Below are 17815 nucleotides of genomic sequence, written 5' to 3'. Positions count from 1 at the left end.
TTTCTCCGCCACGCTACAGGTGCGGCGTTGATCCGGATCAAACAGACTGGAAAAGAGTATACCGTAAGAATCCCCGGCGGCCTGAAATAATGGACTCGCAAACGTTTGCCTTCACTGTTAGAATTGCGCCGAATTTTATTTCCAAAACCTGATTAGTTCGGGTAACAGCCTGAAATATGACGGGTGAACCGCAAGCAAACGCGTGGGGACTCAAGCAGTGACCGATAAAACCTCTCTTAGCTACAAAGATGCCGGTGTTGATATTGACGCAGGTAATGCTCTGGTTGACCGAATCAAAGGTGTGGTGAAGAAAACTCGTCGTCCGGAAGTGATGGGCGGTCTGGGTGGCTTCGGCGCGCTGTGCGCATTGCCGCAAAAATATCGTGAACCAGTACTGGTTTCCGGCACTGACGGCGTAGGTACCAAACTGCGTCTGGCGATGGATCTGAAACGCCATGACAGCATCGGCATCGACCTGGTCGCCATGTGTGTGAATGACCTGGTCGTTCAGGGCGCAGAGCCGCTGTTTTTCCTCGATTATTACGCAACCGGCAAACTGGATGTCGACACCGCAGCCAGCGTGATTAACGGTATCGCGGAAGGCTGCCTGCAGTCTGGCTGTGCGCTGGTTGGCGGCGAAACCGCTGAAATGCCGGGCATGTATCACGGCGAAGACTACGATGTTGCCGGTTTCTGCGTTGGCGTTGTTGAAAAATCCGAGATCATTGACGGTTCCAAAGTGGCCGACGGTGATGTGCTGATTGCGCTGGCGTCCAGCGGTCCGCACTCCAACGGCTACTCGCTGGTGCGTAAAGTCATCGAAGTGAGCGGTTGCGATCCTGAGACGACACAGCTTGAAGGGAAATCCCTCGCGGATCACCTGCTGACTCCGACCCGCATCTACGTGAAATCGATCCTTGAGCTGATTGAAAACGTAGACGTGCACGCCATCGCCCACCTGACCGGCGGCGGCTTCTGGGAAAACATCCCGCGCGTGCTGCCAGACAATACCCAGGCGGTGATCGACGAGTCCTCCTGGCAATGGCCGGCCGTCTTTAACTGGCTGCAAACGGCGGGCAATGTCAGCCGTCACGAGATGTATCGCACCTTTAACTGTGGTGTCGGTATGGTTATCGCCCTGCCTGCTGATGAAGCAGATAAGGCCATCGCATTCCTGAATGCCAAAGGTGAAAACGCGTGGAAAATCGGTATTATCAAAGCATCCGATTCCAGTGAACGCGTGGTCATCGAATGAAAAACATTGTGGTGCTCATTTCCGGCAACGGAAGCAACTTGCAGGCAATAATTGATGCCTGCAAGCAGAAGAAAATCAATGGCACCATCCGGGCAGTATTCAGTAACAAGGCCGATGCATTCGGCCTTGAGCGTGCGCGGGAAGCCAACATTCCCGCCCATGCACTTCTTGCCTCTCAGTTTGCCAGTCGCGAAGCGTTTGACCGTGAACTGATGCAGGAGATAGACGCTTACGCCCCGGATATCGTTGTGCTGGCTGGCTACATGCGTATCCTCAGCCCGGACTTCGTGGCACATTACGCCGGTCGCCTTATCAATATCCACCCTTCCCTGCTGCCTAAATATCCCGGTTTACACACCCACCGCCAGGTACTGGAAAATGGTGATGACGTTCACGGCACCACCGTGCATTTTGTTACCGACGAACTGGATGGCGGCCCGGTGATTTTACAGGCACAGGTGCCGGTGTTTGAGGGCGATACCGAAGAAGACGTGACCGCCCGCGTCCAGACTCAGGAGCATGCGATTTACCCGCTGGTCGTGAGTTGGTTTGTTGATGGCCGTCTGGCTATGCAAGAAAACAAAGCCTGGCTTGATGGCGTTTGCCTGCCAGAACAGGGCTACGCGGCCGAGTAAGCGAATCTTTTCTTTGCCTGCGCGTAACATATCGTTGCGCGCAACACCTTTCTGCGGGTAAAACCGGATTACTGTCATACTTATCTGTCACAGTTGGACATCTAATGGCAAAGCTCGCCATAATATGGGTGTCACTCAAACGAACGCCAACACGTTTACCTGCACACGAGGACACAGCCATAGCGAGAAGGAATTGCCGTGTCCCGAGAGTTAACCGGAGTGTAAGTTGTAATGGGTCAGGAAAAGCTATATCTGGAAAAAGAACTAAGTTGGTTGTGCTTTAACGAGCGCGTTCTGCAGGAAGCGGCGGATAAGAGTAACCCGCTCATCGAACGCATGCGCTTTTTAGGGATTTATTCCAACAACCTTGATGAATTCTATAAAGTTCGCTTCGCAGAACTTAAACGCCGCATCATTATTAGCGAAGAACAAGGACAAGGCACCAACACCCATTCACGCCACCTGCTGGGTAAAATACAGGCCCGCGTACTGAAAGCCGATCAGGAATTTGACGGCCTGTATAACGAACTCCTGCTGGAAATGGCACGTAATCAGATCTTTTTGATTAACGAACGCCAGCTTTCCGCCAATCAGCAAAACTGGTTGCGCCACTACTTCCGACAGTATCTGCGCCAGCACATCACGCCGACACTGATTAATCGCGAAACCAATCTGATTCGCTTCTTAAAAGACGACTACACCTACCTGGCGGTGGAAATTATCCGCGGCGATGATATCCGCTACGCCCTGCTGGAAATTCCGTCTGATAAAGTGCCGCGTTTTGTAAACCTGCCGCCGGAAGCGCCGCGCCGTCGCAAGCCGATGATCCTGTTGGATAATATTCTGCGTTATTGTCTGGATGATATCTTCAAAGGCTTCTTTGATTACGACGCGCTGAACGCCTACTCGATGAAAATGACCCGTGACGCCGAATACGATCTGGTGCACGAGATGGAATCGAGTCTGATGGAGCTGATGTCTTCAAGCCTGAAACAGCGTCTGACGGCAGAGCCGGTACGCTTTGTTTATCAGCGTGATATGCCGGATGCCATGGTTGAGATGCTGCGCGAGAAGCTGACCATTTCCCGCTACGACTCCATTATTCCGGGCGGTCGCTACCACAACTTTAAAGACTTCATCAGCTTCCCGAACGTCGGGAAAGCAAACCTGGTGAACAAGCCATTACCGCGCCTGCGCCATGTCTGGTTTGATAAGTTCCGCAACGGTTTTGATGCCATTCGCGAGCGCGACGTACTGCTCTATTATCCGTATCACACCTTCGAGCACGTGCTGGAACTGCTGCGCCAGGCGTCGTTTGACCCAAGCGTGCTGGCAATTAAAATCAATATTTATCGCGTGGCGAAAGACTCGCGCATCATCGACTCCATGATCCACGCCGCCCATAACGGCAAGAAAGTAACCGTGGTGGTTGAGCTGCAGGCGCGTTTCGATGAAGAGGCTAACATCCACTGGGCGAAGCGCCTGACCGAAGCCGGTGTGCAGGTTATCTTCTCGGCGCCGGGGCTGAAAATCCACGCCAAGCTGTTCCTGGTGTCGCGTATGGAAAACGACGAAGTGGTGCGTTACGCTCATATCGGCACCGGCAACTTTAACGAAAAGACCGCACGTATTTATACCGACTACTCATTGCTGACCGCCGATGCGCGTATCACCAATGAAGTGCGCCGGGTCTTTAACTTTATTGAGAACCCATACCGTCCGGTGAATTTCGATTATTTGATGGTTTCGCCGCAAAACTCGCGCGATCTGCTCTACAAAATGATCGATACCGAAATTGCCAATGCGCAGAAAGGCATTCCTTCGGGCATTACGCTAAAAATCAACAACCTGGTGGATAAAGGCCTGGTTGATCGCCTGTATACGGCCTCCAGTTCTGGCGTGCCGGTGAATTTGCTGGTGCGCGGTATGTGCTCGCTTATCCCTGAACTGGAAGGCATCAGCGATAATATTCGCGTAATTAGCATTGTTGACCGTTTCCTTGAACACGATCGCATCTATATTTTTGAGAATGGCGGCGATAAAAAAGTGTATCTGTCGTCTGCTGACTGGATGACGCGAAACATCGATTACCGTATTGAAGTAGCGGCGCCGTTGCTCGATCCGCGCCTTAAACAGCAGGTACTGGATATCATTGATCTTCTGTTCAGTGATACCGTCAAAGCACGCTACGTCGATAAAGAACTCAGTAATCGATATGTGCCGCGCGGCAACCGCCGCAAAGTACGCGCACAGCTCGCGATTCATGAATATCTGACATCACTTGAACAGTCTGACTAATCTATGCCGATAAATGAAAAGACAGCACGACCGCAGGAATTTGCTGCGGTCGACCTGGGTTCGAACAGTTTTCATATGGTGATTGCCCGCGTTGTTGATGGCGCCATGCAGATCATTGGCCGTTTGAAACAACGCGTACATCTGGCGGATGGCCTCGACAGCAATAATATGCTGAGTGAAGAGGCTATGGAGCGCGGTCTCGCGTGTCTGTCGCTGTTCGCAGAACGCCTGCAAGGTTTTGACCCTTCAAGCGTGTGTATTGTAGGGACCCACACGTTGCGCCAGGCGCTCAACGCGCCGGAGTTTCTTAAACGGGCAGAAAAGGTTATTCCCTACCCCATCGAAATCATCGCGGGTAATGAAGAAGCGCGCCTGATTTTTATGGGGGTTGAACATACGCAGCCGGAAAAAGGCCGCAAGCTGGTTATTGATATCGGCGGCGGTTCTACCGAACTGGTCATTGGCGAAGATTTTGAACCCAAACTGGTGGAAAGCCGTCGTATGGGCTGCGTCAGCTTCGCGCAGCTTTATTTTGCGGGCGGAACAATCAATGCGGAAAACTTCCAGCGCGCTCGCGTTGCCGCAACGCAGAAACTGGAAACGCTGGCCTGGCAGTTCCGTATTCAGGGCTGGGACGTCGCGCTTGGCGCGTCCGGCAGTATCAAAGCGGCCCATGAAGTGCTACTGGCGTTAGGGGAAAAGGACGGCATCATCACGCCTGAGCGCCTCAAAAAACTGGTCGCCGAAGTTGTGAAGTTCAAAAACTTCGACGAACTGAGCTTGCCGGGTCTGTCCGACGAACGTAAAGCGGTCTTCGTTCCAGGTCTGGCAATTCTCTGCGGAGTATTTGACGCGCTGGCAATTAATGAACTTCGCCTCTCAGACGGTGCGCTGCGCGAAGGCGTGCTGTATGAAATGGAAGGCCGTTTCCGCCATCAGGATATTCGCAGCCGCACGGCGCAGAGCCTTGCTAATCAGTACAATATCGACCGCGAACAGGCGCGTCGCGTGCTGGAAACCACCATGCACATGTACGATCAGTGGCAGGCGCAAAATCCGAAGCTCATTAACCCGCAACTGGCGGCGCTACTGAAATGGGCAGCCATGCTGCATGAAGTCGGTTTAAATATTAACCACAGCGGTATGCATCGTCATTCGGCTTATATCCTGCAAAACAGCGATCTGCCTGGCTATAACCAGGAGCAGCAGCTAATGATGGCCACGCTGGTGCGCTATCACCGCAAAGCGATCAAGCTGGATGACTTACCGCGCTTCACGTTGTTCAAGAAAAAACACTACCTGCCGTTAATTCAGCTTTTACGCCTTGGGGTGTTGCTGAATAACCAGCGGCAGGCGACAACGACGCCACCAACCCTGCGTCTTACGACCGATGATAACCACTGGACACTGAGCTTCCCGCACGACTGGTTCAGCCAGAATGCACTGGTTCTCTTCGACCTGGAACGGGAACAGGAGTACTGGGAAGCCGTCACCGGCTGGCGACTCAAAGTTGAAGAAGAGCAGTCGCCCGGCGTAGCGGCATAAAATCAGGCCGCCTGAATCTGCCCTGGCAGATTTTCCAGCGGCTCTGGTTTACCAATCAAATACCCCTGCAAATAATCGATACCCAGCGCAACCACTGCGCTGCGTATCTCTTCATTTTCGACATACTCCGCCACAACCTGCATCTTTTTCATTCTCGCCAGATGACAAATAGAGGCGACAATCTGGTAATCCAGACTATTAGAAACGATATTGCGGATAAAGCTGCCGTCGATTTTCAGGATATCGGCATTCACATTTTTCAGTCGGGAATAACTGGCGTAGCCAGTACCAAAATCGTCAATCGCTACGCTACAGCCCATTTGTTGCAGTTGGCCGAGCGTTTGATTTGCCTGCTCCAGATTAGTTAACGAGTTACTCTCGGTAATCTCGAAGATCAACTGCCACGCCTCGATGCCATATTTTTTCAACAGCCGCCCCACCTCCAGAGAAAACTGTGCCCGACACACAGAGGCGGGCGACAGATTAATGGCAAAACGCTGTGCGGGTAGCGTTGCGCGATGAGCAGACATAAAACTCAGCACATGCTCCACAACCCAAAGATCGATACGTGATGACAGGCCGAACTCATGAGCGACCGGCAGAAAATCATCCGGATTAATATACTGGCCGTTCTCTTCATTCATGCGTAGCAGAATTTCATGGTAGCTGTCGCCGCGCATCCCGGCGATAGGTTGCACCAGTAAACTAAAACGGTTCTCTTCCAGCGCGAGTTGCAGACGGTTCATCATATCCACCTTGTCCTTGAGGCTACGCTGGAGGTTCGCCGCCCCGCGATGCTGCAGGCTTTCCGGATGATTTGTCGCCAGCGATAAGTCCGCAATGGTACTCAGTTCGCCAAGCAGCAAGTAGAGGTGCTGCACCGGTGAGCGCACATAGCAATAGCTCATGCCCACCTGGGGCTGCAACGGCATATCATCCCAGAAGAAACGAAACGCCTTAATTTGGGCATCCAGCGCGTCAATCCGGTTCTGGTGCGACTGGGTGTTAAGACGAATAGCAAGATCATGGCCTGAGAGATGGTAGACACGTTCGTCTTCATCAAGGCTGTTTTTAAGCCAGTCCGACAGTTTTTGCTTGTACTGAATACGCAGCATCACGCCATAGTTACGCCCCAGCACTTCCAGTTCCGGCACACTTAAATAACAAAGAACAGACCAGGGTGAGCCCGCAAGCGCACGATTGAGGGCGCGCAGATTGGGTATCTGAACGACTGGATCAAGATAGGCAAGACGACGAGCCCGGGCATGAACATGCCGTTGTCGTGTTGCCAGTACCGATACACAAAGAATGATAAAAGAGTAAACCAGGTAACTCGACGAGGCGATAGCCAGTTGAATTTCATAAGCCGGATAGACGGGAAGATAACGATAAAAATAGTGTACCGAGACAATCAACAACAGCGTCCAGAGCACCGATATAAACCGGTATCCATAGCGTAACGCTCCCCATAGCATGACAGGCAATACCAGAGAGAGCGTGTAGTTGGTGCTGAAAATGGAGCTATTTTCATTCAGCGGCATGAGCAACAGTATGACCAATCCGGCCAGGATACTCAGCCAGATAGCCATCTCACAGCGGGTCACTTTCGGGTCGAATTCATGGCGCAGTTGCGATAACCAGCTTCGCAGATAACGCGGATGGCGAACGATACGAATAACCAAATAGCAGAGCGGAATACCGGTCATGGTCCCGACCAGTAACGCCTGATAATCAATCAGTAAATGAATATTTAACGATAATATATCGGTCTTACTAAAATCCGTGTCATACAGCGCCAGCCAGATAACGAACTCAAGAATAATCAAATAAATCGTTGCCGGGCAAAAGACCTGCCAGAAAATTCGCTGGGCAATAAAGGCGGCGTTTCCATAGGAAATATTTTGCCGACGCGTAACAAAAACGCGATAGCCGCCCCAACTGATGACCACGGGAATAAGCAAATGAAAAATTTGCGCGACAAGTTCAGAGATATCGTGCATGCCGATATTCAGGACCAGTGCGAGAACCATGCCGGGTAGCGCTGCCCAGCCAAAGACCACCATCAGACTGAACATCAGCGCCATTGGCAGGGAGAAGAGGACAACCGTTTCACCCGCGACATGCGTATAGGTATTCGCCAGGTTAAACAGTGGCAGTAAAAGACAAGGCAACACGAGCGGTAATGCCCACCATTTGTCTTTGTGCTGATGATATTTTTTTAACGAAGTCATAGATGCTCGACAAAAAACCCAGCTTCCCAATGGGTATTTCAGGCAGGCATCCAACCTGACTGTAAGCGCGTAAATAGCAAATGAGCGTGAATTTTAGTTCTGTAGGGCAACTAATGATTGATGCACATCAAATAAAACTCGCCGAATTAATTAATTTTTACGCTTTTTAAAAAGAGACGCAGATTAGCATTCATGACTTAAATACTTAATTTATTTTATATAAAATCGATTAATATTTTCCGCCGGTGAAATTTTGCATGGTTAAGAATTGACCTCGCCCGCACTCTGTGCCTTAATGTCAAGGTCGCCCTTTTTATGGGGTAAACCTTAAGGAACCTTTTGTGAGTCAGGCAACCCCTATGCGAAAACGCCATCGATTTGACAGTCGCATGACCCGTATCGTACTGCTAATCAGCTTTATCTTTTTCTTTGGTCGTTTTATCTATTCCTCAATTGGTGCCTGGTATCATCATCAGGATAAACTCCAGTCTCAGCAAGTAAGCCAACCTATCGATTCCTCCGCGCAACGCTAACGCACTGTTTTTATTTGTACACGTCTTTACGTGGGCTTTGTCACATCAACGCATGACGCACCATCGTCAGGATCATCGCCACGCCAAATCCGGCGAGGACAGCTCCGGCTATGCGCTCAATAATATGCACCCAGGCTGTGAGACGTATCTGTATGGCGGATAATCCGATCAATGTCGCGATGGCAAGATTCCACGCCAGTACCGCCAGGCTCATCCATGCGCCGGAAAAGATCTGCTGTGCAAATGTGACGTCCGCGCCAAGGATCGAGGTCATCAGTGCCAGATAAAAAAGCGCATTTTTGGGATTAAGTAACGCGGACCCCAGCCCTAGTAGAAACTGTTTTCGCCACGACGGGCAATCCATCCGGGTGGCGTTGAGCGCCAGCACCTGTTTACGGCTGCGCAACAGATGCCCGCCAATCCAGATTAAATAGAGCGCGCCAGCAATTTCAATCAGACGAAACAGCAGCCCGTAATCCTGTAATAGCCGCCAGCCACACATTGCCAGCACAATATAAAACGCGTTTCCCAGCGCGATCCCCGGTCCAATTCCGGCGCTGCCCCGCAGGCGATAACGGATGGCGTAACCGGCCAACAGGAAGAAATCAGGGCCAGGACTGACCAGCGCCACAAAGTGTGAAAGCGCAAGCAGTGGAAACGCGGCGGGAATAAATTCGGGTAACAAAGACATAGCAACCTCATAAGTAAAAGACGAGGTCACTTTATGGCGTTGTCAGACTTAATTATTGTCTGATATTGATCGCCCCTGCGCATACTGGCGGGGCGTGGAAGAGGTAAAACTGACGAACGTGCGGTGAAAATGGCTTTGATCGGCAAAACCGCTTTGATAACCCGCATCGGCGATATCACTGCCCGCCCGCAACTGTGCTTTAGCAAATTCCACACGGGCATTATTGATCCAGGCTCCTGGCGTCAGCCCTGTCGCCAGCTTGAACTGGCGAATCAGCGTCTCTTTACGCAACGTGTACCGCTGTGCCAGACAATCCAGCGACGGGGGCTGCTGAATATCGGCCAGTAGCGTCGTCTGCATATGGTTGCAGAATTCAGCCGGTTTCACCGCAGTTTGCAGGCCGGGCAGGCTGACAAGCAGCGCACGTACCGCCTCCTGTAATTCCCCAGTCTGGTTATCTTCCATCAGGGAGATAATGTGCATAAAGGCGGTGAAGAATGAAGGATTGCGTAACACCGTTTGTGCGCAGTGAAGATGCTCCCCTGGCGCGAACCCCAACTGTTGCAGGCACCACGCCTCATCAAGGTACAACATGTGATAGCTACGTGGACGTTCGGCTGCCGGGTTGCAACTGTGCGCTTCACGGGGCGCTATCAGCACCATATCGCCCTGAGAGAGGTGATATTCATGACCACTGCAACGCGTGACGGTCTCGCCGTCGATAATCGCGCCAATAGACAACTGAGGGTGCTGGTGCAGTTTATAGGCCTGCGTACTTTGTACGGTAGAACGCCATTCGACCCACGGCACAAGCGGAGAGCGCCAGAAGCGTTGTTCAATGTTCCGCGTTGTCATCTCTCCCTCCTCCTCACATGATTCCAGACTTCGAACGGCTACTTTTCGGCAACGCGCGTGAGCCACTCAGCATAAGCCGGGCTGGCGTGCGCTGGCATATTTTGCTGCCCGGCGCTGAATTCATCCTGCATGCCAAATATTTTCCAGACCAGGGGAGCAAGCTGTGCCGCCGGGCTGTTTTCCTGCGTGGCGGTGCGCAACAGTTCCAGCGTACGCTTTTTATATTCGCCCAGCACCTCCGATTGATAATCAAAAGCTTTCCCCAGCCCGGAGAAGTACATCAGCTTCGGCACTTCCGCCTGCGGCCACTGCAACGCCATGTTGAGCGGCCATTCCAGCATTGTCCGCTCACCCCATACGGCTGAACGCGGCACCTGCTGGTTAGCCACCAGCGTTAACATAAAGGCCTGGCCCAGTTCACCAAGATAGATATCCATCGCATCAACAGAGGGTCGCGCATAGAACGCATCCAGCGGCTGAGGGTTCACCGCTCCCACTTTTGCCAGCAGGCGCTGCTCCAGCTCAAGCACCAGCGCTCCCAGCTCAGACTGCGCTACCGTGCTGCTCTCAGTACCGCATTGGGTTCGTTGGGTACAATCCCAAAGGCTGAGCCTGAGCTGCCACTGGCGCTGTTCCCCTTCTCCTGAGCAACCTATCTCCCCGGTCACAAAGTATTTCATTTCTGGCGGGACAAGGTCGAACAGCTCGTTGCCATCAAATGCATGGGTTGAAACAACCGGCCCGATGCCCGCGGCGACCTGCACGTAACAACGGGCGGCATAATCACTCCAGTAGTGGGTTGCCTCGGCAAGATACAGTGGGATTGCACGGGTAAGGCGCCCCAGGTCATCCTCACGCTGCGATTCGGAAGGTGTCGGGTCATCGTCGATTTTACTCAGCACAAAGAAACCGACCGTGTTTGCCTCTTGCGGTTTCTGCCCGAAAAGCCAGTCGGCATTACACAGTCCGTACTGCCAGACAGGCTGCGTAAGGGCAAGCGTATTGATTTCCACATCGCCAGGGTCGGTGGGTGTGCCCTGGGCGTGCTGCTCGCGCATTTTCTGAAAGGCGCGGGCGGACTCATCCAGATACTGTTTAAGCGGTGGGTAGTCCAGCGCATACATTCGGCTCAACAGCTTTTCCCCTTCGTCGGGGTTACCCAGTTCCTGATAAGCTCGCAGCAGGTTAATACCGGCCATCGGATCGTGGCGCTGCTCGTCATACACGGGAGCTATAAGTTCAACAAGCAGCGCAATCTCGCCATTTCTGCCCAGATCGCCGGAGATCATCATCAGCGAACTGCCGTCATATCTCCCACCGGCGAGAACTTCGTCATATAGTGCCCGGGCGGCCGCTACATTGTTATGTTCCAGGTGATAGCGCGCCAGCCAGAGTTGCGCGCGCCAGGAGCCGGGCAGCGCCGCGACGGTACGTAGTCCCGCGACATATCCCGCTTCCCCTTCACGTTCCTGCTTAATACTCGCCCACCAGAGCAAGCCGTTATCCAGATTTGGATCGGCTTCGATAGCCTGCCAGAGCAGCTCATCAGCACGGGCATCGTCACCCTTGTGAGAGAAAACTTTTGCCAGATTGGTCAGCAAAATTCCCGTGGCCCCGACTTTCGCTATACCGGCCTGCAATGTGTTTTCGGCCTCAACCAGCCGTTTATTTTCCATCAGCACAATGCTCTGAATGGTATGGCTGCGTTCGGGATCGTCATCAATCTCTACCAGGCGCGCGGCGGCAGGAATGAGATCGGCGGCAAAACCATCGTTCAGGCCTCCCAGGATCGCATCATAAAGTTCCGCCACGTTATTCCACTTTTGTTCAAGGCCGGGCAGGAAAACATTATTTCGCCAGTCGCTGCGGGCGATATGCATTTCTCGCCCGTTGGCGTCATACGCCACGATCATCTCTTCATTTGGAACCGGGGCGTGTTCTGGCTGCGTATGTTCCGATTCCACAGGGCCTGGGGTCTGTTCTTTTTTGCCACTAAGGGCGCTGAGAAGTTTTTTAAACATAGTGAGCATCGTGGCAAGTGAGAGGGGCCGAAGTCCGTGTTCCGATGATGATTCGCCCTTCGCTCGCATTCCTCGTATCCAATGAGGCCGCAAGCGCAATGAAGATAAAGCGTCGATGAGCAAATCCAGGGCATACAAAGAACACTCAGCCAGAAGGTTGGCATAAAATGCCCGCCCCGTCTAATGCCTGGAATGGTGGGGTCAGCCTATCCAAAAAATAAAAGGCCATCTTACGAGGGCCTTATTACGTACGATACAACATTCGCGTTATTTGAATTGAATTGCCTTCAGATCTGCCGAAGGAGAAAGCAAACATGTAAAGTTGACTGTTTCCAAATCAGGTCCGGAAGATTTATAAAACGCATGTCCCGTCACCACTGCATCGTGGCGTTGTGCTTTTATACCGCCAATATTTGTTCCAACAGAATAAGAAGGCGCACCTTGTTTGACTGCAATAACACTACTTGTAATCACGCCGTGGTCAAAACCTGGACGATTAATTTTTTCAGGAACAGCATCAAGACAGCGACGTGTCGCGATCGCCATACCATCAGAGGTACTTGTGGCGATGCCTTCTTGTTGTAGACCCGCCAGATGCCAGAACTTCTGTTCAGGAGTCATTGAATTTGGTTCAAATCTTCCTGTCCCCTCACGTAAGAAACATTCAATAAGCTGCGGACTGCTACCATCTATGGCGATAAATGTTGAATCCGGGTGTTGAGAACGAGAAATATCGACATAGCGTGAATCAATTTCAAAGGGAACGGGCTTTGCTTTAGCTCGAGCAGCACAAAGCTTTACCTTTGCAGGATCATTACCAATAGCATCGCTGGAAATCATCTCGGCATGCACTGCACCGGATAAACAAAACATTCCGCATACCACCAGGATCTTTTTCATATTTTCCTTCATTAATTGAGTAGGTTACAACTACGACACTGACAGAAGTTTAACCAACTCACCCAAAATAACTATTTAGATTTTATGGTTATAAGCATTATTTCGATAAAAAGATAAATAAGCTGACTAAAGGAAAATATTAAAAAACCCGCTCTGGAAAGCGGGCTTTAGGGCACTGCTTATCATCGATATAGAGGGGATTTTATTCCCACTCAATCGTAGCAGGCGGTTTACCGCTGATGTCATACACCACGCGGGAGATGCCATTCACTTCGTTGATGATGCGGTTGGAAACGCGGCCGAGGAAGTCGTACGGCAGGTGTGCCCAGTGCGCGGTCATAAAGTCGATGGTTTCAACGGCACGCAGAGAGACAACCCAGTCGTACTTACGGCCATCGCCCATCACACCAACCGAGCGGACCGGCAGGAAGACGGTAAAGGCCTGGCTAACTTTGTTGTAAAGGTCAGCTTTACGCAGCTCTTCAATAAAGATGGCATCGGCACGACGCAGCAGGTCGCAGTACTCTTTCTTCACTTCGCCCAGAACGCGAACGCCAAGGCCTGGCCCCGGGAACGGGTGACGGTAAAGCATGTCGTACGGCAGACCCAGCTCCAGGCCGATCTTACGCACTTCGTCTTTGAACAGCTCACGCAGCGGTTCAACGAGGCCCATCTTCATCTCTTTCGGCAGGCCGCCCACGTTGTGGTGAGACTTAATCACGTGCGCTTTACCGGTCGCCGATGCGGCAGATTCGATCACGTCAGGGTAAATTGTGCCCTGCGCCAGCCATTTCACGTCTTCAAGTTTCAGGGCTTCTTCGTCGAAGATTTCAACGAATACGCGACCAATGATTTTGCGTTTGGCTTCCGGATCGTTCTCGCCCGCCAGTTCACTCAGGAAGCGTGATTCGCCTTCCACGTGAACAATGTTCAGGCCGAAGTGGTCGCCGAACATATCCATTACCTGCTCAGCTTCATTCAGACGCAGCAGACCGTTATCGACGAACACGCAGGTCAGGTTTTTACCGATTGCACGGTGCAGCAGCATCGCCGTCACGGAGGAGTCAACGCCGCCGGACAGGCCGAGGATCACTTTGTCGTCGCCAACCTGCGCGCGGATGCGTTCGATAGCGTCGTCGATAATTTTCGCCGGGGTCCACAGGGCTTCACACTGGCAGATATCGATAACGAAACGCTCCAGCATGCGCAGGCCCTGACGGGTATGGGTCACTTCCGGATGGAACTGTACGCCGTAGAAGCGTTTTTCTTCGTTAGCCATAATGGCGAACGGACAGGTTTCGGTGCTGGCAACGGTAACAAAGTCAGACGGGATAGCCGTCACTTTATCGCCATGGCTCATCCACACATCCAGCAACGGTTTGCCGTCTGCGGTCAGGGAATCTTCAATACCACGAATCAGGGCGCTGTCGGTCAGAACTTCCACCTGTGCATAGCCGAATTCGCGCTCGCTGGACGCTTCGACATGGCCGCCCAACTGCATCGCCATGGTCTGCATGCCATAGCACACGCCAAATACCGGCACGCCAGCTTCGAACACGTACTGCGGTGCGCGCGGGCTGTTATCTTCAGTGGTACTTTCCGGGCCACCGGAAAGAATGATACCGCTTGGGTTAAATTCACGAATCTGCGCTTCGGTGACATCCCATGCCCACAGTTCACAGTAGACACCAAGCTCACGCACGCGGCGGGCAACAAGTTGCGTGTACTGAGAACCGAAATCGAGGATAAGGATGCGATGTTTATGAATGTTTTCCGTCATTGACGCTAATTCCGAGGCAAGTGAAACAAAATCGCCCGGCATTTAGCCGGGCGTGGAAAATATCAGGAGCCCATACGGTAGTTCGGGGATTCCTTGGTGATGGTCACATCATGGACGTGGCTTTCCTGGATGCCCGCACCGCTGATACGCACGAATTCCGCTTTAGTGCGCAGCAGGTCGATGGTACCACAGCCGGTCAGCCCCATACAGGAACGCAGGCCGCCCATTTGCTGGTGAATGATCTCTTTCAGGCGGCCTTTATACGCCACGCGACCTTCAATACCTTCCGGCACCAGTTTGTCAGCGGCATTATCCGTCTGGAAGTAACGGTCAGAGGAGCCTTTGGACATCGCGCCCAGAGAACCCATCCCGCGATAAGATTTGTAAGAACGGCCCTGGTAGAGTTCGATTTCGCCCGGGGACTCTTCGGTGCCTGCCAGCATAGAGCCGACCATCACCGCTGCCGCGCCAGCGGCAATCGCTTTGGCGATGTCGCCAGAGAAGCGGATACCACCGTCAGCGATAACCGGAATACCGGTGCCTTCCAGCGCTTCAACCGCGTCGGATACAGCCGTGATCTGCGGAACACCCACGCCGGTCACGATACGGGTGGTACAGATAGAGCCAGGGCCGATACCGACTTTCACTGCGCTGCAACCGGCTTCAGCCAGCGCACGTGCGCCTGCGCCCGTCGCTACGTTACCGCCAATGATTTGCAGATCCGGATATTTGGCACGGGTTTCACGAATACGCTGCAGAACGCCTTCGGAATGGCCATGAGAGGAGTCAATCAGCAGAACGTCAACGCCCGCCGCAACCAGCACATCAACACGCTCTTCGTTGCCCGCACCTGCGCCAACCGCCGCACCGACACGCAGACGGCCTTGCTCGTCCTTACAGGCGTTCGGTTTACGTTCCGCTTTCTGGAAGTCTTTCACGGTGATCATACCGAGCAGACGGAATTTATCGTCGACAACCAGCGCTTTCTCAACGCGTTTTTCGTGCATTTTCGCGAATACAACTTCACGCGCTTCGCCTTCGCGAACGGTGACCAGACGCTCTTTCGGCGTCATGTATACGCTAACAGGCTGGTTCAGGTCGGTGACAAAGCGAACGTCACGACCGGTAATGATACCCACCAGTGAATTGTCTTCGGCAACCACCGGGTAACCGGCAAAACCGTTACGCTCGGTCAGTTCTTTCACTTCGCGCAGGGTAGTGGTTGGCAGAACGGTCTGAGGGTCTTTAACCACGCCGGACTCGTGTTTTTTAACACGGCGAACTTCTTCAGCCTGGCGTTCGATGGACATGTTTTTATGAATAAAGCCAATGCCGCCTTCCTGTGCCAGGGCAATTGCCAGGCGCGCTTCCGTAACGGTGTCCATTGCTGCGGAGAGCATCGGAATATTCAGACGAATGGTCTTAGTGAGCTGAGTGCTCAAATCGGCAGTATTCGGCAGAACGGTGGAGTGAGCGGGAACGAGGAGGACGTCGTCAAACGTCAGGGCTTCTTTAGCGATACGTAGCATGGGCAATATCTCTGACCTGGGTGGTTAAATATTGCCGTGGCATTATACAGAGCGTAACCGATTGCTTCCACATTTTTTTGCTAAAAATACTTGCACTCATCTCTGAGCGGGTTACTATCGACTGAATAACCTGCTGATTTAGAATTTGATCTAGCTCACATGTCATCTCTTCAAAGCCCCGCAATTTTTACCGTTACTCGCCTGAATCAAACAGTACGTAGCCTGCTGGAACGCGAAATGGGCCAGGTCTGGATAACGGGTGAAATCTCCAATTTCACACAGCCTGCCTCTGGTCACTGGTATTTCACGCTTAAAGACGACACGGCGCAGGTTCGCGGTGCGATGTTCCGTAACAGCAACCGTCGCGTAACGTTCCGCCCGCAGCATGGCCAACAGGTACTGGTGCGCGCCTCCGTCACGCTCTATGACCCGCGCGGCGATTACCAGATAATCGTTGAAAGCATGCAGCCCGCCGGTGAAGGGTTGCTGCAGCAGAAATATGAGCAACTGAAAGCGGCGCTGTCAGCGGAAGGGCTTTTCGATCAGCAGTTCAAACAACCGCTCCCCGCACCGGCCCACTGTATTGGCGTTATCACCTCGAAAACCGGCGCAGCGCTGCATGACATTCTTCACGTCCTGAGGCGACGCGATCCTTCTCTGCCGGTGGTCATTTACCCCACGGCGGTACAAGGTGACGATGCGCCGGGGCAGATTGTGCGCGCCATTGAACTGGCGAACGCGCGTCAGGAATGTGATGTGCTGATTGTTGGCCGTGGCGGTGGCTCGCTGGAAGATTTATGGAGCTTTAACGACGAACGCGTGGCGCGCGCCATTTTTGCCAGCCGCATTCCGGTGGTCAGCGCCGTCGGCCACGAAACCGATGTGACCATTGCGGATTTTGTGGCGGATTTACGCGCCCCTACCCCCTCTGCCGCCGCGGAAATCGTCAGTCGCAACCAGACGGAACTGCTGCGCCAGATCCAGTCTGCTCAACAACGTCTTGAGATGGCGATGGACTTTTTCATTGCTAACCGCACCCGACGCTTTACCCAACTTAATCACAGGCTGCAACAGCAGCATCCGCAGTTGCGCCTCGCCCGTCAGCAAACCGTGCTGGAAAAACTCCGCCAGCGGATGCGTGTCGCCCTGGATAGCCAGCTTAAACAGGCTAGCCAGCGACAACGCCGCGTCGCCCAGCGTCTGAATCAGCAAAACCCGCAGCCGCGGATCTGGCGTGCGCAGACGCGTATTCAGCAACTGGAATACCGGCTGGCGGAAAGCCTGCGCGCACAGTTAAGCGTAACGCGAGAGCGTTTCGGCAAGGCGGTGACGCACCTGGAGGCGGTCAGCCCGTTATCGACGCTGGCACGCGGGTATAGCGTCACCACGGCCGCCGATGGCAAGGTGCTGAAACAGGCGAAACAGGTCAAAACGGGCGATACGCTTACCACCCGCCTCGCCGATGGCTGGATAGAAAGTGAAGTGAAAAGCGTCCAGCCTGTGAAAAAAACGCGGGCGTCTAAACCCCGCAACGCAGACTAA

Annotated in this window: 13 protein-coding genes; 6 read left to right on the top strand and 7 right to left on the bottom strand. The window is 53.0% G+C overall.

All coding sequences use genetic code 11. The annotated features are described in order from the left end of the window. Positions 1 to 217: 217 nt before the first annotated feature. The 4 genes from purM to ppx all read left to right on the top strand — a co-directional run bounded on the left by purM (position 218) and on the right by ppx (position 5733). Positions 218 to 1255: a phosphoribosylformylglycinamidine cyclo-ligase gene (gene purM / locus ABU190_RS00525; RefSeq protein WP_039079687.1), complete on the top strand. Its 1038-nt coding sequence runs from the start codon at positions 218 to 220 to the stop codon at positions 1253 to 1255. Beyond that, positions 1252 to 1890, top strand: a complete 639-nt coding sequence (gene purN, locus ABU190_RS00520; RefSeq protein WP_071193410.1) for a phosphoribosylglycinamide formyltransferase — start codon at positions 1252 to 1254, stop codon at positions 1888 to 1890. The genes purM and purN overlap by 4 nt, the downstream gene beginning before the upstream one ends. Before the next feature lie 231 nt (positions 1891 to 2121). Beyond that, positions 2122 to 4188 (top strand): polyphosphate kinase 1, encoded by a 2067-nt coding sequence (ppk1, locus tag ABU190_RS00515; protein ID WP_039079685.1) that lies wholly within the window; start codon positions 2122 to 2124, stop codon positions 4186 to 4188. A gap of 3 nt (positions 4189 to 4191) precedes the next feature. Next, on the top strand, positions 4192 to 5733 hold the full coding sequence (gene ppx, locus ABU190_RS00510; RefSeq protein ID WP_039079684.1) for an exopolyphosphatase: 1542 nt from the start codon (positions 4192 to 4194) through the stop codon (positions 5731 to 5733). 2 nt (positions 5734 to 5735) lie between these two features. Here the strand turns inward: ppx and ABU190_RS00505 are convergent, their stop codons facing one another. Further along, entirely contained in the window at positions 5736 to 7964 is a 2229-nt protein-coding gene (locus ABU190_RS00505) for an EAL domain-containing protein (RefSeq protein ID WP_354690086.1), read from the bottom strand. A 341-nt stretch (positions 7965 to 8305) separates the two neighbouring features. On the opposite strand from ABU190_RS00505, the gene ABU190_RS00500 reads away from it, so the two are divergent. After that, entirely contained in the window at positions 8306 to 8497 is a 192-nt protein-coding gene (locus ABU190_RS00500) for a YfgG family protein (protein WP_064572410.1), read from the top strand. A gap of 40 nt (positions 8498 to 8537) precedes the next feature. Here the strand turns inward: ABU190_RS00500 and ABU190_RS00495 are convergent, their stop codons facing one another. From ABU190_RS00495 to guaB, 6 genes are all read right to left on the bottom strand, one after another. Then, positions 8538 to 9188: a LysE family transporter gene (locus ABU190_RS00495; protein ID WP_354690085.1), complete on the bottom strand. Its 651-nt coding sequence runs from the start codon at positions 9186 to 9188 to the stop codon at positions 8538 to 8540. A 48-nt stretch (positions 9189 to 9236) separates the two neighbouring features. Beyond that, positions 9237 to 10043: an AraC family transcriptional regulator gene (locus ABU190_RS00490; protein ID WP_071193414.1), complete on the bottom strand. Its 807-nt coding sequence runs from the start codon at positions 10041 to 10043 to the stop codon at positions 9237 to 9239. A 38-nt stretch (positions 10044 to 10081) separates the two neighbouring features. Beyond that, positions 10082 to 12064 (bottom strand): tetratricopeptide repeat protein, encoded by a 1983-nt coding sequence (locus ABU190_RS00485; protein ID WP_354690084.1) that lies wholly within the window; start codon positions 12062 to 12064, stop codon positions 10082 to 10084. Positions 12065 to 12331: 267 nt separating this feature from the next. Beyond that, positions 12332 to 12964: a hypothetical protein gene (locus ABU190_RS00480; protein WP_143348886.1), complete on the bottom strand. Its 633-nt coding sequence runs from the start codon at positions 12962 to 12964 to the stop codon at positions 12332 to 12334. Positions 12965 to 13166: 202 nt separating this feature from the next. Continuing rightward, positions 13167 to 14744, bottom strand: a complete 1578-nt coding sequence (gene guaA, locus ABU190_RS00475) for a glutamine-hydrolyzing GMP synthase (protein ID WP_039079792.1) — start codon at positions 14742 to 14744, stop codon at positions 13167 to 13169. 62 nt (positions 14745 to 14806) lie between these two features. Beyond that, positions 14807 to 16273, bottom strand: coding sequence for an IMP dehydrogenase (guaB, locus tag ABU190_RS00470; protein WP_354690083.1), 1467 nt, complete (start codon positions 16271 to 16273; stop codon positions 14807 to 14809). Positions 16274 to 16432: 159 nt separating this feature from the next. Here guaB and xseA point away from each other — a divergent pair, with 159 nt between their 5' ends. Further along, positions 16433 to 17815: an exodeoxyribonuclease VII large subunit gene (gene xseA, locus ABU190_RS00465; RefSeq protein WP_354690082.1), complete on the top strand. Its 1383-nt coding sequence runs from the start codon at positions 16433 to 16435 to the stop codon at positions 17813 to 17815.

Source organism: Phytobacter sp. RSE-02, from assembly GCF_040578655.1.
In the GTDB taxonomy this organism is placed as follows: domain Bacteria; phylum Pseudomonadota; class Gammaproteobacteria; order Enterobacterales; family Enterobacteriaceae; genus Phytobacter; species Phytobacter diazotrophicus.
Note: the sequence above shows the minus strand (reverse complement) of the source record. Positions and strands in the feature narration are given on the sequence as shown.